The 19,864-nt window shown below is 64.8% G+C and carries 20 protein-coding genes; 16 read left to right on the top strand and 4 right to left on the bottom strand.

The genetic code is table 11. From position 1 onward, the window contains the following. Positions 1-9 precede the first annotated feature (9 nt). Positions 10-1,569, bottom strand: a complete 1,560-nt coding sequence (locus tag BMW90_RS21165; protein ID WP_074838953.1) for a bifunctional metallophosphatase/5'-nucleotidase — start codon at positions 1,567-1,569, stop codon at positions 10-12. A gap of 186 nt (positions 1,570-1,755) precedes the next feature. Between BMW90_RS21165 and BMW90_RS21160 the strand changes: the two genes are divergently transcribed. Further along, a complete protein-coding gene (locus BMW90_RS21160) occupies positions 1,756-2,094 on the top strand; it encodes a DUF952 domain-containing protein (protein WP_074838951.1) in 339 nt (112 codons plus the stop codon). Next, positions 2,091-3,149 (top strand): quinone-dependent dihydroorotate dehydrogenase, encoded by a 1,059-nt coding sequence (locus BMW90_RS21155; RefSeq protein ID WP_074838948.1) that lies wholly within the window; start codon positions 2,091-2,093, stop codon positions 3,147-3,149. The genes BMW90_RS21160 and BMW90_RS21155 overlap by 4 nt, the downstream gene beginning before the upstream one ends. Before the next feature lie 208 nt (positions 3,150-3,357). On the opposite strand, the gene BMW90_RS21150 is transcribed toward BMW90_RS21155, so the two are convergent. After that, positions 3,358-4,845 (bottom strand): D-alanyl-D-alanine carboxypeptidase family protein, encoded by a 1,488-nt coding sequence (locus BMW90_RS21150; RefSeq protein ID WP_074838945.1) that lies wholly within the window; start codon positions 4,843-4,845, stop codon positions 3,358-3,360. Positions 4,846-5,195: 350 nt separating this feature from the next. Between BMW90_RS21150 and clpS the strand changes: the two genes are divergently transcribed. The 4 genes from clpS to hemF all read left to right on the top strand — a co-directional run bounded on the left by clpS (position 5,196) and on the right by hemF (position 8,401). Then, entirely contained in the window at positions 5,196-5,549 is a 354-nt protein-coding gene (gene clpS, locus BMW90_RS21145; RefSeq protein ID WP_048532537.1) for an ATP-dependent Clp protease adapter ClpS, read from the top strand. Positions 5,550-5,574: 25 nt separating this feature from the next. Beyond that, a complete protein-coding gene (locus tag BMW90_RS21140; RefSeq protein WP_074838943.1) occupies positions 5,575-6,549 on the top strand; it encodes a class I SAM-dependent methyltransferase in 975 nt (324 codons plus the stop codon). Between the two features lie 38 nt (positions 6,550-6,587). Then, complete coding sequence (locus tag BMW90_RS21135) at positions 6,588-7,388, top strand: SDR family NAD(P)-dependent oxidoreductase (protein ID WP_048532540.1); 801 nt, start codon at positions 6,588-6,590, stop codon at positions 7,386-7,388. A 119-nt stretch (positions 7,389-7,507) separates the two neighbouring features. Further along, the gene (hemF, locus tag BMW90_RS21130) at positions 7,508-8,401 is read left to right on the top strand and encodes an oxygen-dependent coproporphyrinogen oxidase (protein WP_074838940.1); all 894 of its coding nucleotides are present in this window, start codon (positions 7,508-7,510) and stop codon (positions 8,399-8,401) included. Positions 8,402-8,553: 152 nt separating this feature from the next. On the opposite strand, the gene BMW90_RS21125 is transcribed toward hemF, so the two are convergent. Together BMW90_RS21125 and BMW90_RS21120 are read right to left on the bottom strand one after the other, a co-directional pair. Next, positions 8,554-9,102, bottom strand: a complete 549-nt coding sequence (locus tag BMW90_RS21125) for a pseudouridine synthase (RefSeq protein ID WP_074838938.1) — start codon at positions 9,100-9,102, stop codon at positions 8,554-8,556. Next, positions 9,099-9,548 (bottom strand): nucleoside deaminase, encoded by a 450-nt coding sequence (locus tag BMW90_RS21120; protein WP_074838935.1) that lies wholly within the window; start codon positions 9,546-9,548, stop codon positions 9,099-9,101. The genes BMW90_RS21125 and BMW90_RS21120 overlap by 4 nt, the downstream gene beginning before the upstream one ends. 51 nt (positions 9,549-9,599) lie before the next feature. Here BMW90_RS21120 and BMW90_RS21115 point away from each other — a divergent pair, with 51 nt between their 5' ends. The 10 genes from BMW90_RS21115 to BMW90_RS21070 all read left to right on the top strand — a co-directional run bounded on the left by BMW90_RS21115 (position 9,600) and on the right by BMW90_RS21070 (position 19,604). Then, entirely contained in the window at positions 9,600-10,385 is a 786-nt protein-coding gene (locus BMW90_RS21115; protein WP_048532546.1) for a pseudouridine synthase, read from the top strand. A 95-nt stretch (positions 10,386-10,480) separates the two neighbouring features. Beyond that, the gene (locus tag BMW90_RS21110; RefSeq protein WP_074838933.1) at positions 10,481-11,299 is read left to right on the top strand and encodes a TerC family protein; all 819 of its coding nucleotides are present in this window, start codon (positions 10,481-10,483) and stop codon (positions 11,297-11,299) included. Positions 11,300-11,351: 52 nt separating this feature from the next. Beyond that, on the top strand, positions 11,352-11,534 hold the full coding sequence (locus BMW90_RS21105) for a hypothetical protein (RefSeq protein WP_048532548.1): 183 nt from the start codon (positions 11,352-11,354) through the stop codon (positions 11,532-11,534). Beyond that, positions 11,534-12,412 carry a 5-bromo-4-chloroindolyl phosphate hydrolysis family protein gene (locus tag BMW90_RS21100; protein ID WP_048532550.1) on the top strand — a complete coding sequence of 293 codons (879 nt, stop codon included), beginning with the start codon at positions 11,534-11,536 and terminating at the stop codon, positions 12,410-12,412. The genes BMW90_RS21105 and BMW90_RS21100 overlap by 1 nt, the downstream gene beginning before the upstream one ends. 34 nt (positions 12,413-12,446) lie before the next feature. Beyond that, a complete protein-coding gene (locus BMW90_RS21095; protein WP_074838931.1) occupies positions 12,447-13,646 on the top strand; it encodes a toxic anion resistance protein in 1,200 nt (399 codons plus the stop codon). A gap of 4 nt (positions 13,647-13,650) precedes the next feature. Continuing rightward, positions 13,651-14,613, top strand: coding sequence for a DUF2927 domain-containing protein (locus tag BMW90_RS21090; RefSeq protein WP_053083368.1), 963 nt, complete (start codon positions 13,651-13,653; stop codon positions 14,611-14,613). Positions 14,614-14,656: 43 nt separating this feature from the next. Further along, entirely contained in the window at positions 14,657-15,775 is a 1,119-nt protein-coding gene (locus BMW90_RS21085; RefSeq protein ID WP_074838929.1) for an SPFH domain-containing protein, read from the top strand. A 540-nt stretch (positions 15,776-16,315) separates the two neighbouring features. Next, a complete protein-coding gene (locus BMW90_RS21080; protein WP_048532554.1) occupies positions 16,316-16,705 on the top strand; it encodes a hypothetical protein in 390 nt (129 codons plus the stop codon). Between the two features lie 93 nt (positions 16,706-16,798). Further along, positions 16,799-18,406 (top strand): Tad domain-containing protein, encoded by a 1,608-nt coding sequence (locus tag BMW90_RS21075; RefSeq protein WP_074838922.1) that lies wholly within the window; start codon positions 16,799-16,801, stop codon positions 18,404-18,406. Positions 18,407-18,485: 79 nt separating this feature from the next. Further along, positions 18,486-19,604, top strand: coding sequence for a TFIIB-type zinc ribbon-containing protein (locus tag BMW90_RS21070; protein WP_074838919.1), 1,119 nt, complete (start codon positions 18,486-18,488; stop codon positions 19,602-19,604). The last annotated feature ends 260 nt before the right edge of the window (positions 19,605-19,864 follow it).

Raw genomic sequence — 19,864 nt, 5'->3', positions numbered from 1 at the left:
CCCCGAGGCTCATTTCGCCGTGATACGCCCGTCGGTATAAGGCGTGTAAGGGCCCTGCTCCGCCAGGTACTCCGCCGTCACGTCGGCCAGGTCGGGGCCATAGTCATAGGCATTCTCGGCATCGACGAACATCCGATAGCCGTCGCCGCCATTGCGCACGTAGTTGTTGGACACCACGCCATAGGTCTTGTCCAACTCGATCGGCGCGCCGCCGACCATCACGTCGGACACCCGCTCGCCCGCCGGGGCGGCAGCGTCGAAGGCAAAGGTCAGCCCCGCAACCTGCGGGAAGCGGCCGGCGCCTTCCTCGATCTGGCTCACGCCGTTTTCCAGCGCCTCGACCATGGTCGCGCCGGTAACCTCGAAGGTCGACAGCGTGTTCTGGAACGGCAGCACCGTCAGGACCTCGCCCATGGTCACCTCGCCGGCGTCGATCGAGGCCCGCAGTCCGCCACTGTTGGCAATGGCGATCTCGATGCCCTGATCAGCCACCCGGTCCAGCATCGCATCGGCGACCAGATTGCCCATCGGGCATTCCATCGCGCGACAGACCGACCGGTCGCCCTCGATGGCCTCGGCGGCCTCGGCCACCACCTTGTTGCGGATTTCCTCCAGCGGCAGGGCGGCCTCGGCGATGCGCGCCGCCACCGCCTCGTCGGCGGTGACCGAGGCATCCATCAGCAGCGGGTTGCCGCTGGCCTCGGTGACATTGCCCGCGTCGTCGAAGGTCACGTTGAGCTCGCCCAGGTATTTGCCATAGGCATAGGCCTGCACAATCTGCACCCCGTTGACGACCGTGGGGTACGGGCCATCGGCATTCTCGTCGTCATTGGCGAGATAGGTGTTCGAATGGCCGCCGACGATCACATCGACGCCGGTGGTGTTCTCGGCCACCTGCTGGTCGACCTTGTAGCCCGAATGCGACAGGACGATGATCTTGTTCACGCCCATCTCGGTCAGCTTGTCGACTTCGCCCTGGACCGCATCGGCGGGCGGGGTGAAGGTGATGTTCGGGCCGGGGCTCGCCAGTTCGTGAGTATCTTGCGGCGTCAGGCCGATAAAGCCGATCTTCTCGCCGCCCTGCTCGATCACCGTGGATTTCTGCAAGACATCGGCCAGCAGCGGCTCGCGGCTGACATCGGCGTTGGACATCAGGATCGGAAAGTCGATCGCGTCCATGAAGCCGCGCAGCACCTCGGGACCGTCATCGAACTCGTGGTTGCCCACGGTCATCGCGGTATAGCCCATCTGGTTCATCATCTCGGCGGCGAGCTTGCCCTTGTAATAGGTATAGAACAGCGTGCCCTGGAACTGGTCGCCGCCATCCACCAGCACCCAGTTGTTGCTGCGCGCCTTGGCGTCGTTGATCGCGGTCATCAGCCGCGCCGAACCGCCGAAGCATTTGCCCTCGGCGTCATCCTCGGCCGAACAGCCGCTGTCATACTTGCTGATCGGCTCGAATCGGGCGTGGAAATCGTTGGTGTGCAGGATGGTCAGCGCATATTCCGCGCTGGCGACACCTGCGCTCAGGGCAAGCGCGGCGGCGCTTGTCAAAAGACGAACAGACATGACTTGGAACCTCTCCGTTGGTTTTATGCGATGATGCTGCATCGGGACCGGGGCCTTGTCAAAGCCTACGCAGGGCCACCCGGTTACGGCAGCACCGGATGGCGCATCCATTGCGCCGAAATGCGACAGGCGGATGACAGCGCGAGGCTCTTGACCCGGCGCACCCGGCGCGGGATATGAGCGGCCATGCTGATCTATAAAATCTTCCGGGCCGATGAATGGGCCGCTCTGGTGCGCGACGGAGAGACCTCCGGCGCGCCCATCGATGTGGCCGACGGCTACGTGCATTTCTCGACCGCCCAGCAGGTGCAAGAAACCGCCGCCAAGCATTTCTCGGGCGAGCAAGGCCTGCTTCTGCTGGCCTGCGACAGCGCCGCGATGGCCAAGGACATCACCTGGGAGCCGTCCCGCGGCGGCGCGCTTTTCCCGCATCTTTACAGAAAGTTGCGCCAATCCGACGTGCTCTGGCACCGCGATCTGCCCTGGCGCGACGGCGGACATGTCTTCCCGGAGGACCTGGCGTGAGCCTGCTCGAGACGCTGGGCCTTCGGGCGCTCTACCGGCTCGATCCGGAAACCGCCCACGGGCTGGCGATCCGCGCGCTGCAACTGGGCGTGACGCCCGCCCCCGGGCCGCTGAGCGCGCCGCGCCTGCGCACCGAGCTTGCCGGGCTGGCGCTGCCCAACCCGCTGGGCCTCGCCGCCGGATTCGACAAGAACGCCACCGCGCTGGCCGGGCTCGCCCGCGCCGGCTTCGGCTTTGTCGAGGTGGGCGCCGCAACCCCCCTGCCCCAGCCCGGCAACCCCAAGCCACGGCTGTTTCGCCTGACCGAGGACGGCGCGGCGATCAACCGCTTCGGGTTCAACAATGACGGTATGGAGGCCATTGCCGCGCGGCTTGCGAAACGGCCGCAGGGCGCGGTGATCGGCCTCAACCTCGGCGCCAACAAGACCTCCGAGGACCGTGCCGCCGATTTCGCCAAGGTGCTGGGCCATTGCGGCCCACATGTCGATTTCGCCACCGTCAATGTCAGCTCGCCCAACACCGAACGGCTGCGCGATCTGCAAGGCCGCGCGGCGCTGATGGCGCTGCTTGCCGGGGTGATGGAGGTGCGGGCCGCGCTGGCGCGCCCGATCCCGGTGTTCCTCAAAATCGCCCCCGATCTCGACGATGCGGCACTGGCCGAGATTGCCGACGTCGCCACCGCCTCGGGAATCAGCGGCATCATCGCCACCAATACCACCCTTGATCGCGATGGGCTGCGGTCGCCGCATCACGGCGAACAGGGCGGTCTTTCCGGTGCGCCGCTGTTTGCCAAGTCCACCCGCGTTCTGGCGCGGCTGGCCGATCTGACGGAAGGCACGGTTCCCCTGATCGGCGTCGGTGGCGTCGCCTCGGCCGAACAGGCCTATGCCAAGATCAAGGCAGGCGCGAGCGCGGTGCAGCTTTATACCGCGCTGGTCTTTGGCGGGCTGTCGCTGGTGCAGGAGATTGTCACCGGACTGGACCGGTTGCTCGAAAAAGACGGCTTCGGCAATGTCTCGGAGGCCGTGGGCAGCGACATCAAGACCTGGCTGTAAATTCTGTGAGTAAGTCGCATATGATGTCCGAATAAGACAAGCATATGGTGAAACCTGTGTGTAGAACGAATTTCTCTGTACGATATCTCTGCGCAATTCGCGCATTGCAATCCGTATATCCGCCGATATCAATTGCTTAAAGCCCTGTCACAACAGGGCTTTGCAAACCTCTGAAATCAAACCTGTATCCCGCCCTGGAAAAAGTCCGTCAGGACGGGCCGATCATGAAGCAGGAGATATTGCGCGCTTGCAGCCGCCGGCAGGCAAGATCGGCGGTTTCACGCGAGAGCCCCATGAAGTTGGCGTCAAAGCCGGAGCTCCGCCGCACCACCTTGCGCAGCGCGCCGTCGAGAGTGGACATTTCGGTCAGCGCGGTTTTCAGCAAGACCTTTTCCGCCGCAAAACTCGAGCCGTAGCGGCCGATGTTGATGCCCCAGTGCCGGCCGCCCGAGGTCGAAACGCGGGTGATGATCTCCTGCACCTGTTCGCGCACCACCGGATCAGGGGCCGGGGCGGCGACGGCGCCTGCGCTGGCCAGGACAACCGGCCGCGGTTCGGGGCGCACGGCGGGCGTCTCGGCGATATCGGCCAGTGACGCCTTGGCTACCTTGGCCGCGGTGGCTTCGGCAACCGCGTCGGCCACCCCCTCCTTGACCGCGGCGACGATGGTCGCCTCGGGGATCTTGATCGCCGCGCCGGGCCGCGCCCGGGGCCGCAGGCTGCGCGCCACGGCGAGCTTGACGGCAATGGTCTTGCCGGCGGCGGGCCGCGCGCCATTGCCAAGCGAGGCGACGGCGACATCGTTGCCGCCGGTGACCAGCCCCTGATTGCCGCGATATTGCGGCCGTCTGGGTTTGTTCAGCGCCACACGGGTCGGCGCGCGATTGAACCCGAGGTCCAGCAGCTCGGCAACGCGGGCGTTGCGCGTCGTGGTCGAGCGGCCGCCAAAGACCGTGGCGATCACCCGTTCGCGGCCGCGTTCGGCCGAAGCGACAAGGTTGAACCCGGCGGCGCGAGTATAGCCGGTCTTGATGCCATCGGCGCCCTTGTAGGCCGACAGCAGGCGCGAGTTCGTGTGGCTGACGTTCCGCACGCCTGCATCCGCCGTCTTGCGGCTGAACAGGTTGTAATACATGGGAAAATCATAGATCACATGCCGCCCGAGGATGGTCATGTCGCGGGCGGTGCTCAGGTGGCCGTCTTCGGTCAGCCCGTGGGCGTTCTTGAAGGTGGTGCGGGTCATGCCCATGGATTTCGCCGTGCGGTTCATCCGCAGCGCAAAAGCCGCCTCGGAGCCTGAGATCGCCTCGCCGATCGCGGTGGCCGCGTCATTGGCCGATTTGACCGCCGCCGCGCGCACCAGATAGCGCAATTTGATCTTCTGCCCGGCCCGAAGGCCCAGTTTCGACGGCGGTTCCGACGCCGCCTTGCGCGAGATCGTCACCACGGTGTCCATCGAGATTTCGCCGTTCTGCACCGCCTCGAAGGTGACATAAAGAGTCATCATTTTGGTCAGCGAAGCGGGATGCAGACGGGTATTGGCATTTTCGGAATGCAGGACCTTGCCGGACCGGGCATCCATCACCATCGCGGCATAAGGCGCCGCGGCAAGGCTGAGCGGGAGCACCAAGCACAGCCAGATCAATGCAATACACAGGACGCCCAGGCGGGCGGACTCGACGTTCCGGACCTTCACGATAAAACTGCCTTTTGCCTCGTGCCGCCAGTATTCTGTCAGTCTGGTCAGCTTTTTATTAACCGTAGCTTATCATATGAAGTTCTTTCTTTAAACCCTTAACTATCAACGGATTTTACCAAAAGCGCTTTCATTTCCTCATATATCTTGGGGGTACTTGCGATGCGGTTACTAAACCAGCCATTGTGGCGGGAATGTGGCGAATCCTGTCATTGTCCGGCAAGGCGCGCGGCTCCGCGGGCCCGCTATCGAAATCGCGGAAAGCGCCGCCGCCCTCTTTTCTATAACGCGCAGCGCGTTATATAGAGGGACCGACCCGATCTGCACCAAGCTGGACGCGACCGACAGATATGATCACATCGCCCGTATTGATGGCACGCCCCACCGTGTCTCAGGACAAGGACGACGATGCCGACACCGGTATCGCGGTCCAGACGCGTCCCAAGACCAAGCGGCCGCCGCTCTACAAGGTGCTGCTGCTCAACGACGATTATACTCCGATGGAGTTTGTCGTGCATGTGCTCGAGCGATTCTTCGGTTTGAACCATGCCCAGGCCTTCGAGATCATGCTGACGGTGCACAAGAAGGGGATTGCCGTGGTCGGTGTCTTCAGTCACGAAATCGCCGAAACCAAAGTGGCCCAGGTGATGGATTTTGCCCGCCGGCACCAGCATCCGCTGCAATGCACCATGGAAAAGGAATAGCCGCGCCCCGCTGCGCGCCGCTGACATGGCTTCCTCCCGTCTCTCCCTAGCGCTGGCCGAGGCCGCGATGCCCGCCGACGGCCGCATCGCCGTCTTTGCCCCCACCGCGGATACCGATCTTTCTGCCCTGCCCCGCGACCGGATGCAGGTGATCAGCCGCGCGGCCGAGGTGCATGACGCGCTGACCGGCATCGATTGCGTGACGCGGGCCGAGGGGCCCTACGCCGGGGCCGTGGTGATCGTGCCGCGCGCCAAGGCCGAGGCGCGCGCGCTGCTGGCCGAGGCGGTGCGCCATTGCCCCGAGGGGCCGATCCTCGTTGACGGGCAAAAGACCGACGGCGTCGACAGCCTGTTCAAGGCCTGCCGTGGCCGGGTCGCGATCACCGGGCAGATGACCAAGGCACATGGCCGGGCCTTCTGGTTCGCGGCGGCGCCGGTGTTCGACGACTGGCAGGCCGCGCCGGGCACAGCCGATGGCTTTCGCACCCTGCCCGGCGTCTTCTCGGCCGATGGGGTCGATCCGGCCTCGGCGCTTCTGGCCGCGCATCTGCCGGCAAAGCCGGGGCGGCACGTGGCCGATCTCGGCGCCGGCTGGGGCTTTCTGGCGGCAAGGGCGCTCGAGTCTCCCGCGATCGAAGAGCTGCATCTGGTGGAAAGCGACGCGGCGGCGCTGGACTGCGCGCGCCACAATGTCACCGATCCCCGGGCGCGGTTCCACTGGGCCGACGTGCGCCGCTGGGAGCCGCCGGTGCTGTTCGACACGGTGATCACCAATCCGCCCTTTCATCAAGGGCGCAAGGGAGTGCCGGAACTGGGCCAGAGCTTTATGGCCACCGCGCGCCGCATCCTGCGGCCCGCCGGGCGGCTGGTGCTGGTGGCCAATCGCCACCTGCCCTACGAGGCCACGCTTGACGCCGCTTTCGGCAAGGTCGAGGAAGTGGCAGGCGATGGAAAATTCAAGATATTGCAGGCGTCACGCCCCGCTCGCGGCCACCGCTGAGACGGATTAGGCTGGCGCAAGGGAATCAGGAGCGACACATGGGTTTCTCGATCGAAGGCAAGACCGCCATCGTGACCGGGGCGGCCAATGGCATCGGGCTGGCCATCGGGCGGCATTTCATCGACAAGGGCGCCAATGTGGTCTTTGCCGACATGGACGAAGCCAAGCTGGCCGACGAGGTGGGTGAAACCAAGGATGACGGCCCGGCGCGCTATTTCGCCGGCGACCTGCGCGAAAGGCTGACGCTGGCCAATCTGCTCTCGGCCACCCTCGACGCCTTTGACCGGGTGGATATCCTGGTCAACGGCAGCCGGCAGATCCTCTCGTCCGATCCGCTCGACATGGACGACGAAACCGTCGAAACTTTGTTGCAGCAGAACCTTTTGACCTCGCTCCGGCTGTCGCAGCTGGTTGCCCGGCGGATGATCAAGCAGGGCGAAGGCCAGGAAGAGGGCCAGCTCGGTTCGATCGTCAATGTCTCGTCGATTGCGGCGCGGCGGACGCATCCCGAGCTTCTGGCCTATTCGGTCTCGACCGCCGCGCTCGACCAGATGACCCGCTCGCTGGCGGTGGCGCTGGCGCCGCATCGCATCCGGGTCAACGGCGTGGCCTTCGGCTCCGTGATGTCGGCCAGCCTCAAGGGCGCGCTCAAGGAAAACCGCGAGTTCCGCAGCGAGATCGAGGACAACACGCCGCTGGGCCGCATCGCCTCGCCGGGCGAACTGGCCGAGGCGACGCAATTCCTGGCTTCCGAGGGCGCCGGATTTGTCACCGGGCAGATCATGACGGTGGATGGCGGGCGCACGCTGGTTGACCCGGTGACCGCGCCGGCGCATTGATCCCGACAGACGAGATCGGCGGATCGGGCTGACGGGGGCGCCCTGCCTCCGTGGCCCCGTGCGGCTGCGGCCCTGCGACAACCAGACAAGAGACCCGGGCAGGACGAAGGGAAGAGGCGATGACGGAAGACTTTGCAGCCGAAAAGGCGCAGGCCTCGGCCTGGTTTCGCGATCTGCGCGACGGGATCGTGGCTGCCTTCGAGGCCCTGGAAGAAAGCCATGAGAACGGCCCCTTTGCCGATCTGCCGGCCGGGCGGTTCGAGGTGACGGAAACCACCCGGGCGTCCGACGATGGCTCGGATGCCGGGGGCGGGCTGATGAGCGTGATGCGCGACGGCCGGGTGTTCGAGAAGGTCGGGGTCAATGTCTCAACCGTCTATGGCCAGCTTGGCGCGGCGGCGCAGGCGTCGATGGCGGCGCGCAAGGGGCTGCCCGGCATGGCCGAGGACCCGCGGTTCTGGGCATCGGGGATCAGCCTGGTTGCGCATATGCGCAACCCGCATGTGCCGGCAGTGCATATGAACACGCGGATGTTCTGGACCCCGCATGCCTGGTGGTTCGGCGGCGGCTCCGACCTCAATCCTTGTATCGAATATGCCGAGGACACAGCGCATTTCCACGCCGTTCAAAAGGCGCATCTCGATCCGCATGGCGAGGGCGAATACCCGCGGCTCAAGGAATGGGCGGACGAGTATTTCTACATTCCCCATCGCAAGCGGGCGCGGGGCGTCGGCGGCATTTTCATGGATGACCGGTGCAGCGGCGACTGGGCGGCGGATTTCGCGCTGACGCAGGATATCGGGCGGGCGTTTCTGCCGGCTTATCTGCCCCTGGTCGAAAAGCGGCGCGAGATGGCCTTCGGCACGGCGGAGCGTGAGCAGCAGCTCATCCATCGCGGGCTTTATGCCGAATACAACCTGGTCTACGACCGCGGCACGAAGTTCGGGCTGGCCACCGGGCACGACCCCGATGCGGTGTTGATGTCGCTGCCGCCCTTGGCGAAATGGGTGTGAGCGGCGTTCGGGCTGTGCCGGGCTGAAGCCCGGCCGACCAGCGCGTGACGCCGGGCCCGACGTGACCCCGTCCCGGGGGTGCCCCGGGACCTCACGGTCAGCTCTGCCGCGAGAGGCCCCGGCGCGGGGGCCGGGGCGCGGCTCTCTGCCACTCACGCGTCGCGCCATTCCCCCGGCCGCAATCCACCCAGATGCCAGGGGCCGATCTGCGCCCGGATCAGGCGCAGCGTGGGGTGGCCGACATGGGCGGTCATGCGGCGCACCTGGCGGTTCTTGCCTTCGGTGATGGTCAGCTCGAGCCAGCAATCGGGCACCGATTTGCGAAACCTGACCGGCGGGTCGCGGTCAAACAGTGGCTGTGGCGCCTCGATCCGGCGGGCCTTGGCCGGCCGCGTCTTGCCGTCCTTCAGCGTAACACCCCGGCGCAGCGCTTCGAGCGCCTCGGGCTCCGGCAGGCCTTCGACCTGGACCCAGTAGGTTTTCGGCTGCTTGGCCCTGGGATGGGCGATGCGGTGTTGCAGCTTGCCATCGTCGGTCAGCAGCAACAGCCCTTCGCTGTCGCGATCCAATCGACCGGCGGGATAGACCCGGGGCACATCGACAAAGTCCGAGAGCGTCGGGCGCGTCGTGCCTTCGGTACCCTTGTCGGTGAACTGCGACAGCACGCCGAAAGGTTTGTGAAACAGGATCAGCCGCGTCATCGCCGCTCCGCAAAGAAGGATTTGAGCAGGGTTTCCGCCGCCTCGGCGGCAATGCCGTCATACACCTCGGGCGCGTGATGCGCCTGGGGATGCGAGAACACCCGCGCGCCATGCGCCACGCCGCCCGATTTCGGGTCCGAGGCGCCGTAATAGACCCGGGCGATTCGCGCCGCGGCGATGGTGCCGGCGCAGATCGCGCAGGGCTCCAGCGTCACATAAAGCGCATGGCCCACCAGCCGTTCCGAGCCCAGCGCGGCACAGGCGGCGCGAATGGCCAGCACCTCGGCATGGGCGGTGGGGTCACAGAGCTCGCGAGTGCGGTTGCCGGCACGGGCCACCACCGTGCCGTCGGGCGCCACCACCACCGCGCCCACCGGCACCTCGCCGCGCCGGCCGGCGGCACGCGCCTCTTCGAGGGCCAGGTCCATGTGGGAACGGAAGGTCATGGCCTCTCTTGCCCGCTTGCGTGCAAAGGCGCAACTGACTAAGGCTGCGGCATGGCTCAGAAACCCCCTGAAGGCGACCGGATCGCCAAGGTTCTTGCGCGCGCGGGCATCGCCTCGCGGCGCGAAGCGGAACGCATGATCGAGGCCGGCCGCGTGCGCGTGAACGGCGAGATCATCGCCCGGGCCGCGCTCAACGTCACCGGCAAGGACAAGATCGAGGTCGACGGCAAGCCGCTGGATGCGCCCGAGCCCGAGCGGCTCTGGCTCTATCACAAGCCGGCCGGGCTGGTGACCTCGCACAGGGACGACCAGGGGCGGGCGACGATCTTTGACGAGCTGCCGGAAGACCTGCCGCGCGTGATGTCAGTCGGCCGGCTCGACCTCAATTCCGAAGGCCTGCTGCTGCTGACCAATGACGGCGGCATCAAGCGCAAGCTCGAGCTGCCCTCGACCGGCTGGCTGCGGCGCTACCGGGTGCGGGTCAAGGGGCGGCCCACCGACGCGCTGCTCGAGCCGCTGCGCAAGGGCGCCCATGTCGACGGCACCGATTACCTGCCGATGATCGTCTCGATCGACCGCCAGCAGGGCGCCAACGCCTGGCTGACCGTCGGGCTGCGCGAAGGCAAGAACCGCGAGATCCGCCGCGCCATGGAAAGCATCGGCCTCAGCGTGAACCGGTTGATCCGGGTGTCTTACGGCCCGTTCCAGCTTGGCCAGCTCAAGCCCGGCGAGGTCGAGGAGGTGCGCAGCAAGATCCTGCGCGATCAGCTTGGCCTCGACGGTGCCAAACCCGACCGCCCGAAACCGCAGCGCACCCGGAGAAAGCGCATTCGCTGAGACCGCAGGGACCTTTTTCCCCCTGCCTGTCGTTGTTCATTCATGAGATTCTGCGTTATGCAGTATCGACGTTATTTTTAAGGGGTTTCAGGACCATGGCCGATCTTCTCACCATCGAGAACCTGGGCAATCTGGTGATGCTCTGCTTTTTGCAGGCGGTGCTCGGGTTCGACAACCTGCTGTATATTTCCATCGAAAGCCAGCGGGCGCCGGTGGCGCACCAAAAGGCGGTGCGCTTCTGGGGGATCATCATCGCGGTGGTTCTGCGCGTGGTGCTGCTCTTTGTGATGATCCGGCTGATCGACGGGCTCAGCGCGCCGTTTTTCGTGCTGAACTGGGAGGGCGTGCTGACCGGCGGCGTCAATTTCGCGACGCTGGTCTTTGTCCTTGGTGGGGTGTTCATCATCTACACCGCAGTCAAGGAAATCGGCCACATGCTGTCGATCGAGCATCTGACGACCGATATCGAGGGCAAATCCGGCAAATCCGCGGCTCAGGTGATCGGGCTGATCGTGACCATGAACCTGATCTTCTCCTTCGATTCCGTGCTCTCGGCCATCGCCATCACCGATGTCTTCCCGATCCTCGCCGCCGCGATCCTGTTGTCGGGTCTGGCGATGCTCGTGCTGGCCGACGGGGTGACGCGGTTTCTCGAGAAAAACCGGATGTACGAAGTGTTGGGCCTTTTCATCCTGCTGATTGTCGGCGTGGTCCTGCTGGGCGAAGCCGGTCAGGCGGCGGCGCATGCGATGCATGACGACACCCTGGCGCTCAAGGTCTTTGGTTACGAGATCATCCCGATGTCCAAGACCACCTTCTACTTTGCGGTTGTGGTGCTTTTCGCGGTGGAAATCCTGCAATCGGGCTATACCCGCAAGCTCAATGCCGAGCGGCGCACCGCGGCACGGCACTAGCGATGGCGCCTGTCATCACCTATCTTGTGAGCGAGGTTGAGGGGGTTTTTTGATGATCCGGTTTGTCACGCTGCTGATTTTGGCCGCGGTGATTGTTGCGGTGGGCGCGGTGGCGGTGGCCGTCTGGTCCTCGGGCAATCGTGGCGGCAAGCTGAACGGCGTGCAGAAGGTGGCTTATGCCTGCCTGTTCTTCCTGATGTCCGGCGTGGCCGTCGGCTGGCTGGGGGCCGAGTGATGGCGCAGAGATACGGCGGAACCTACAGCCCCAAGGGCAAGACAGATGCGGCCTCCGACCTGCGGCCGCTGAAAGCGACGGTAAGCCCCACCGGCGCCCGGTCGAACCTTCTGTTCGTGCCCGGCGCGCTTCTGGCCTTCACCGCTTTCGGCACGGGCCCCGAGGCGCTGGCGCTGGGACTTGCCGGCGCCGGCACCTGGACATTGGCGGCATGGCTCACCCGCGAGGGGCTCAAAGCCGAGGCTGCCTATGACGCGCGCAAGGTGGCGCGCCGCCCTGCCCTGCCGCGCAAGATCCTCGGCACGCTCCTGATCGGCGCCGGCACCGCACTGGCCGGGCTGAGCCATGAGCTGGGCTTTGCCGCCAGCGGGCTCTACGGGGTGATCGCGGCGGCGCTGCATATCACCGCTTTCGGCCCTGACCCGCTGAGAAACAAGTCGATCGAGGGCGTCGACGAATTTCAGCAGGACCGGGTGGCGCGCGTCATCGACGAGGCCGAGGCGCATCTGGCTGCGATGATGGGCGCGATCCGCCGGGCACAGGATCCGCGGCTCGAGGCGCGGGTCGAACGGTTTCAGCAATCGGTGCGTGAAATGCTGCGCACGGTCGAGGAGGATCCGCGCGATCTGACCTCGGCGCGGCGCTATCTCGGCGTCTACCTGATGGGTGCCCGCGACGCGACGATCAAGTTCGCCGACATCTATGCCCGCGACCGGGATGTGGCGGCGAAATCTGACTACCTGATGCTGCTGACCGATCTGGAAGAGAATTATGTCGCCAAGACACGCAAGCTGCTGAGCGACAGCAACGCCGATCTGGCAATCGAAATAGACGTGCTGCGCGACCGTTTGCAGCGCGAAGGGGTGCGGCTCGACTGAGCCCGAGACAGTTTAACCGGGGAAGGACAAACCCATGTCGGACAATGTGAGAGAGAAGGCCAAACAGGATTTGGCCCTGGTAGAAGAGGTGAGCGCCGTGGTCCTGCCCGAGCCGAGACAAGCACAGGAAATCGTGTCTCTGGAGCAGGCCGATCCCACCGTGAGCAGCGAAATCCGCCAGCGCATGGACGAGATCGACATGGACGACACCAATTCCATCGTCGCGTTCGGATCGGCGGCCCAGGCCGAGCTTCAGGAAATCTCTCAGGCGATGTTGCAGGACGTGCGCAACAAGGACGTGGGGCCGGCCGGCGACTCGCTGCGCTCTATCGTGACCACGATCCGCGGCTTTTCGGTGTCGGAGCTTGATGTGCGCCGCGAACGGAGCTGGTGGGAAAAACTGATCGGCCGCGCCGCGCCTTTTGCCAAATTCACCGCCCGCTTCGAAGAGGTGCAGGGCCAGATCGACCGGGTGACCGGCAATCTGCTCGAACACGAACACAAGCTGTTGAAAGACATCAAGTCTCTCGACATGCTGTATGAAAAGACATTGAATTTCTATGACGAGCTGGCGCTTTATATCGCCGCGGGCGAGGAAAAGCTGAAAGAGCTGGATGACACGGTGATCCCGGCCAAGGAGGCCGAGGTCAAGGCGGCACCCGAGGACAGCCAGGTGATGCAGGCGCAGGAGCTGCGCGACCTGCGCGCCGCGCGCGACGATCTCGAACGCCGGGTGCACGACCTCAAGCTGACCCGCCAGGTGACCATGCAATCCCTGCCCTCGATCCGGCTGGTGCAGGAGAACGACAAGTCGCTGGTGACCAAGATCAACTCGACCCTCGTCAACACAGTGCCGCTCTGGGAAACCCAGCTGGCGCAGGCGGTGACGATCCAGCGCTCGGCCGAGGCCGCCGCCGCGGTGCGCGAGGCCAATGACCTGACCAACGAGCTGCTGACCGCCAACGCCAAGAACCTGCGGGACTCGAACAAGGTGATCCGCGAGGAAATGGAGCGCGGGGTGTTTGACATCGAAGCGGTGAAACAGGCCAATGCCGATCTGATCGGCACCATCCAGGAAAGCCTGCAAATCGCCGACGAAGGCAAGGCGCGCCGCGCCGACGCCGAAGAGGAGCTGCAACGCATGGAACAAGAGCTGCGCGACACCCTGGCTGCGGCCAAGGCGAAAAAAACCGGGCTGGGCGACACCGCCGGCACCGCCGTTCCGGCGGCCTGAGCGCATGGTCGGGCGCCTTTTCCTCTGTGCGGTGGCTGCCGGCGCCCTGACGCTGTCGGCCTGCACCACCCCGGTCGATCCGGTGCCCGTCCCGCCTGACCGCCCCGTCACGCCTGTCTCGCCCAAGCCGCCCGAGACCGCGCGCCCGACCACCCCTTCGGACGACAGCCGAAAGCTCGCGGCCTATTATACCCAGGTCGAAACCGAGCTGGTGGCCCAGGGCCTGCTGCGCACCGATGGCGGCGGCCCGGACACCGAGTTCAGCCGCCGCATGCTGATCGACAATTTCGAACGGATCGCGTTTTTCGATGAATACGTGCGCGGCGCCGGGCTGCGCTCGGGCCGTGGCGGTGCCAGCCGGCTCAAACGCTGGGGCCAGCCAATCCGCATGTCGGTCGAGTTCGGCCGCACCGTGCCGGAGGCGCAGCAGGCAATAGACCGGGCCGAGGTTGCCCGCTATGCCGCGCGGCTGTCCCGCGTCACCGGCCATCCGATCACGATGACCGACAGGGATCCCAATTACTACGTGCTCTACATGTCCGAGGATGACGGCGATCGCCTGCCCGCCCGGGTCAAGGAGATCGTGCCCAACATCAACCGGAACGCGCTCGACATCTTTCGCAGCCTGCCGCGCTCGATCCATTGCCTTGTGATCGCCTTTTCCTCCGAGCCGGGCGGCCACGAATACGCCAAGTCGATCGCCCTGATCCGCGCCGAACACCCCTCGCTCCTGCGCAAGAGCTGCGTGCACGAGGAGCTGGCGCAGGGTCTGGGCCTGGCCAATGACAGCCCGCGCGCCCGGCCGTCGATCTTCAATGACGACGACGAATTTGCCCTGCTGACCAGCCATGACGAGCTCTTGCTCAAGATGCTCTATGACCGCCGGCTCCGCGCCGGCATGTCCTGGGACGAGGCGAAACCGATTGTCGAAACCATCGCCGACGAGATGCTCGGCGGACCGAGCTAAGCACCTGATCTGACCACTTTCGCTGAACCAAGGGAGAGACCCGATGGGCATTTTCGATTTCCTCACCGGTGAATTCATCGACGTCATCCACTGGACCGACGACACCCGCGACACCATGGTCTGGCGCTTCGAGCGCGAGGGCCATGAGATCAAGTATGGCGCCAAGCTGACGGTACGCGAGGGCCAGGCGGCGGTGTTCGTGCACGAGGGCCAACTGGCAGATGTCTTCACCCCCGGTCTCTACATGCTCGAGACCAACAACATGCCGATCATGACGACCTTGCAGCACTGGGATCACGGCTTCAGAAGCCCGTTCAAATCCGAGATCTACTACGTCAACACCACCCGCTTCACCGATCTGAAGTGGGGCACCAAGAACCCGATCATGCTGCGCGATCCCGAGTTCGGCCCCACCCGCATCCGCGCCTTCGGCACCTATACGGTGCGGGTCAGGGAGCCGGCGCTCTTCATGACGGAAATCGTCGGCACCGACGGCGAATTCACCATGGACGAGATTTCCTATCAGATCCGCAACATCATCGTTCAGGAATTCAGCCGCGTGATTGCCGGATCGGGCATACCGGTGCTCGACATGGCAGCCAATACCGCCGATCTCGGCCGGATGATCGCCGCCGAGATCAGCCAGATCGTGGCAGGCTACGGCCTCGAGATCCCCGAGTTCTACATCGAGAACATCTCGCTGCCGCCGGCGGTCGAGGAAGCGCTCGACAAGCGCACCTCGATGGGTCTCGCCGGCGATCTCGGCAAGTTCACCCAGTATTCCGCCGCCGAAGCGATGACCAAGGCGGCATCCAACCCCGGCGGCGGCGGTGGCATGGGCGCCGGTCTCGGCATGGGAATGGGCATGGCGATGGCGCAGCAGATGGCGGGCTCGCAAGGCTCCTGGGGCCAGCAGCCCGCCGCCAGTCCCGCCGCGCCGCCCCCGCCGCCGCCGGTCGAACACGTCTGGCACATCGCCGAGGGCGGCCAGACCAAGGGCCCCTTCTCCAAGGCGCGTCTTGGCCGCATGGCCCAGGACGGGGAGATCACCCGCGAAACCTATGTCTGGACCGCCGGTCAGGACGGCTGGAAACGCGCCGAAGACGTGCAGGAGCTGGCGCAGCTCTTTACCATCCTGCCGCCGCCGCCACCCGGACACTGATCCTTGCACGGCGCGGCCGGGCCCGCCCCGGAGCCTGGCCGCGCCTCTTGCGGGCGCGCATTCGCCCGTCACGCGCCCGGGAGCGACCGGCCAGGCTCCGGAATTATTTCCCGCAGTCCACTCCCGTGATTCGACGATCCGATTCTCATTCGCGGCCAATGGGCTTTGGAAATTTATTCTGATCAATTAACAGGCACCAAAGTCGTAGAGAGATTTATCTCTCAAAAGTTGCATAAATTGTTTACCTTTTCGAAGCACCTCATTTTCCGATTAATCCGCAGACCGCGCAGGCCTGCCTGATAACATCCAAGTCATTGTTAAAAAACATAAAAATTGTTGCCGCACAAGGAAGGCGTCGCATTCCAGAGTTCTTCCTACCTGAAAAGTGCCCAATTTCGCCCGATTTGAGCCGCAATTCCTTGTCCAAAACTCCCCCATAAGACGAGTTATTCCATAGTATTTGTACCATAAGGACAGAAAATGCCTTATCCCCCCCTCAAGACCCGACTTTCCAAATTTCGAAACGATGAATGCGGAAGTGTGAGTGTCGAATTCTCGATCATTCTGACCGCAATCATGCTGGTGGTCGTGATGTTTGTTTCCCTCGCGATCCATATTGCCACCACAAGCGAAGTCCAGCAGGCCGCTCATGACCTGACGCGACAATCGTTGAAATACATCGATCTCGGACTCGAGCCGGAGGCGGTCTGTGCCTGGCTCCAGGCCGACATGCTCGAAAAAGTGACCGGTCAGCTTACCTTCATCGACCCGGCCCAGGTGCAATCTCTGACCTGCCAGATCGATGACGGCCGGACCCTGGGCAGGGTCACCCTGTCCTATTCGATTGACGGCAGCTTTCTCGATCGTGCGGTCCAGGTTTTCGGCGTCGAGCTGAAACAGATCGAACGTTCCGCGCAGATCGTTCTGTAAGAGGTCGCCATGCAAGGTCGTATCGCAAACGCTTCCCTCTCTCGCCCGCTTGCCCGCTTTTTCCGGTGCCAAGATGGCTTTCTGAGCGTGGTGATGGCCATTCTCCTGCCGGCAATGATCATGGTGGCCGGCATTGCCATCGACCTGTCCGACCTGAACGCGCAGCGCAAGGCGGTGCAGTCGCAGGCCGACCTTGCGGCGCTGTCGGGGGTGCGCAACCTCTCCACCGCCTCGACAACCCGCGCCGCCGCCGCGCGGACGCTGGTGCAATCCGAGATCTACGACATCCGCCCGCCGGCGGCCGATCACATCCTGTTCGGGCGTCTGGCGGCCGGGGACTTCGTCGCCAACCCGGACCAGTCGCACCTCGATGGTGTCACCGCGGTCAAGGTGGTGGCGACCTCGCCGGCGCGCTTCCCGGTTCTCGGCCGCTTCTTCCTGCGCGACGCGCCGCCGCTTGTCACCCGGTCGGCGGTGGCCGTGGTCGACCCGCGGGTCAGCTTTGCCCTGTCAAACTGCCTGCTCTCGCTGCGGCTTCTGAACGGTCTGCTCGAACCGCTGCTGGGGGCCGACATGGATCTTCTGTGTTCCGGTCACGGGCTTCGTATCAACGCCGTGAGTCTGATGAACCAATTGGCGCTCAGGGGCGAACTGCTGGCACCCGATACCACCTATGGCGACATTCTCGACGCAGAATTGCCGCTGATCGACATTCTCGAGGCGGCTTATGGCCAGACCGGATTGGCGGCAGAGCTGGCGGCCCCGGTCTTTGCCTCGGAGCGGCTGCGGCTGGGCGACTTCCTGCACCTCGCGCCCGGGCTGCGCGAGGTGCAGGTCACCAACACGCTGCTTCCGCCGCTTGAGCTGCATATCTCGGATGTGGTCTTTGGCGCGCTGGAAGTCCTTGGCGCGCGGATCGTCGATCTCGACGCGCGGCTATCGCTTGGAACCTTTGCCGGCGCCGGGATCAGCGTACAGATTTCCGAACCCCGCGTGATCGTGCTGGGGGCACACCCCGGAAGCCGGGACGCCCGCGCCCAGAGCGCGCAGATCCGGATTGCCGTCGACGGGCTGCATCTGTCGTCGCTGCTGCGGCTCAGTCTCGGGATCAACCTGGCCAACAGCACCGCCACGCTGGCCGCCCAGGGCCGCCAGTGCAGTCGCGTCGGCACGGACACCGCCGCCGTCTTCGCGCCGGTGACCGCCGAATTGCTGAACGTGGACGCCTCGTTGCGCCTGCTGGGCCTGCCACTCGACAGACCGCTGGCCCCGGTCAAATCGCTCAAGCTGATGGAAAGCAGCGATACCCGGATCAGATTTACCCATGACGAGGTGGCGCAGGGCAAGGTCAAGGAAATCCGCGCCGACCACTATCAGATCGATGTCCACGGCCTGCAACAGATCACCGGCGCGGTGGCCGATCTCATCGGCGCCTTCCGGGCCGAGACCGGGGGCAAGGCTTCCGACCACGCCTGCCGTCTTCTGACCGGATGCGTCCTGGCATCATCCGCCCGTGGCCTGGGCAATCTGCTGGACCCCGTCACCGAGGCGCTGGCGGTCTCGCAGGACAATCTCGGCAAGCCCGGCACGACCGAAGGCGGATTGCTCCGGACCCTGCTCGAGGATGTCCTGGGGTTTGCCTTTGTCGAGACCCAGATCGAGGTGCTGGCGGTGAGCTGCTCTTACAAGCTGGCGCTGTGAGCAGCGGGCTGTAACACGTTGCTTCCCCGGTCGAAAATATGGCAAGTTCCGCCCTGTCATCCTTCGCGAAAGCCCCCGCATGACCGACACGCTCTCTCCTCCGCCGGCCCCCGAAGCCGAACACCGCTTTGCCTGCGATGAATGCGGCGCCGACATGCGGTTCGATCCGGCCACCGGCGGGCTGACATGCGACCATTGTGGCAACAGCGCCGAGATCGCCATCGGCCCCTGGGGCGGCGCCGCCCTGCGCGAACTGGATTTCGAAGCGGCCCTGGCGCAACGACTGCCGCAGGAGGAGATCGAGGAAACCCGCGTTTCGACATGCCCCAATTGCGGCGCCCAGGTCGAATTCGACGCCGACGTCCATGCCCGGGAATGCCCGTTCTGCGCCACCCCCGTGGTGATCGACACCGGCACCCATCGCCATATCAAGCCGCGCGGATTGCTGCCCTTCGCGCTCGAGGAACGCCAGGCGCACAAGGCGATGACCGACTGGCTGGGCAAACTCTGGTTCGCGCCCAACGGCTTGCAGCAATACGCCCGCAAGGGCCGCAGGATGGATGGTATCTATGTCCCCTACTGGACTTTCGATGCCGATACCAAATCCTCGTATCGAGGCCAGCGCGGCACGGTCTATTACGAAAGCCGCACCGTCACCCGCAACGGCAAGCGCGTCACCCAGCGGGTGCAGAAGGTGCGCTGGCGCGCGGTCTCGGGCCGGGTGGCGCGGTTTTTCGACGATGTACTGGTGCTGGCCTCGCGTTCGCTGCCCAAGCGCTATACCGACAATCTCGAACCCTGGGATCTGGCCGCGCTCGAACCCTACCGTCCCGAATTCCTGGCCGGGTTCCGGGCCGAGGGCTATGCGGTCGAGCTGGCCGATGGCTTTGCCGAGGCGCGTGTGCAGATGGACAGGATGATTCAGCGCGATGTGAAATTCGACATCGGCGGCGACCGCCAGCGCATCACCGACATCGACACCACGGTCGACGACATCACCTTCAAGCATATCCTGCTGCCGGTCTGGCTGGCCGCCTACAAATATCGCGGCCAGACCTATCGTTTCGTCGTCAACGGCCGCACCGGCCGGGTGCAGGGCGAACGCCCCTGGTCGGCGATCAAGATCGCCATCGCCGTCGTCATCGGTCTCATCCTGGCAGGAGGGCTGGGCTATCTCTGGGCAATCTCGCAACAATAGGCTGACGCACCTCCCCGGGGCACGTCAGCCCGTACCGGAAGGCCGACGCCGCCTTGCCAGCGCAAGCTCCCCTGGCCAGGCGGAAATTCGTAACGGGTCGATCCACTCCCTGACCGCACGCATTCCGTGGTCCTTCCGGTGCCCGGCACTATGCCACATCCGGCCGGAAATTTCCGCAACAGCGGTTGCGGCATGGCGTCCCACACCCCGAGAGCGCTTGCGCGCAGGGGCCGAATACGTCACAGTTAGCGCAAACAATT

Origin of the sequence: Marinovum algicola (assembly GCF_900109145.1) — a bacterium.
In the GTDB taxonomy this organism is placed as follows: Bacteria; Pseudomonadota; Alphaproteobacteria; order Rhodobacterales; family Rhodobacteraceae; genus Marinovum; species Marinovum algicola.
Note: the sequence above shows the minus strand (reverse complement) of the source record. Positions and strands in the feature narration are given on the sequence as shown.

Bases quoted from the DNA above. Each gene is read 5' to 3' on its own strand.
- BMW90_RS21140 (WP_074838943.1), top strand. From the start codon at position 5,575: ATGGCTTCCTCCCGTCTCTCCCTAGCGCTGGCCGAGGCCGCGATGCCC.
- BMW90_RS21070 (WP_074838919.1), top strand. From the start codon at position 18,486: ATGACCGACACGCTCTCTCCTCCGCCGGCCCCCGAAGCCGAACACCGC.
- BMW90_RS21110 (WP_074838933.1), top strand. From the start codon at position 10,481: ATGGCCGATCTTCTCACCATCGAGAACCTGGGCAATCTGGTGATGCTC.
- BMW90_RS21165 (WP_074838953.1), bottom strand. From the start codon at position 1,569: ATGTCTGTTCGTCTTTTGACAAGCGCCGCCGCGCTTGCCCTGAGCGCA.
- BMW90_RS21085 (WP_074838929.1), top strand. From the start codon at position 14,657: ATGGGCATTTTCGATTTCCTCACCGGTGAATTCATCGACGTCATCCAC.
- BMW90_RS21090 (WP_053083368.1), top strand. From the start codon at position 13,651: ATGGTCGGGCGCCTTTTCCTCTGTGCGGTGGCTGCCGGCGCCCTGACG.
- clpS (WP_048532537.1), top strand. From the start codon at position 5,196: ATGATCACATCGCCCGTATTGATGGCACGCCCCACCGTGTCTCAGGAC.
- BMW90_RS21100 (WP_048532550.1), top strand. From the start codon at position 11,534: ATGGCGCAGAGATACGGCGGAACCTACAGCCCCAAGGGCAAGACAGAT.
- BMW90_RS21160 (WP_074838951.1), top strand. From the start codon at position 1,756: ATGCTGATCTATAAAATCTTCCGGGCCGATGAATGGGCCGCTCTGGTG.
- BMW90_RS21075 (WP_074838922.1), top strand. From the start codon at position 16,799: ATGGCCATTCTCCTGCCGGCAATGATCATGGTGGCCGGCATTGCCATC.
- BMW90_RS21105 (WP_048532548.1), top strand. From the start codon at position 11,352: ATGATCCGGTTTGTCACGCTGCTGATTTTGGCCGCGGTGATTGTTGCG.
- BMW90_RS21120 (WP_074838935.1), bottom strand. From the start codon at position 9,548: ATGACCTTCCGTTCCCACATGGACCTGGCCCTCGAAGAGGCGCGTGCC.
- BMW90_RS21095 (WP_074838931.1), top strand. From the start codon at position 12,447: ATGTCGGACAATGTGAGAGAGAAGGCCAAACAGGATTTGGCCCTGGTA.
- BMW90_RS21135 (WP_048532540.1), top strand. From the start codon at position 6,588: ATGGGTTTCTCGATCGAAGGCAAGACCGCCATCGTGACCGGGGCGGCC.
- hemF (WP_074838940.1), top strand. From the start codon at position 7,508: ATGACGGAAGACTTTGCAGCCGAAAAGGCGCAGGCCTCGGCCTGGTTT.
- BMW90_RS21115 (WP_048532546.1), top strand. From the start codon at position 9,600: ATGGCTCAGAAACCCCCTGAAGGCGACCGGATCGCCAAGGTTCTTGCG.
- BMW90_RS21125 (WP_074838938.1), bottom strand. From the start codon at position 9,102: ATGACGCGGCTGATCCTGTTTCACAAACCTTTCGGCGTGCTGTCGCAG.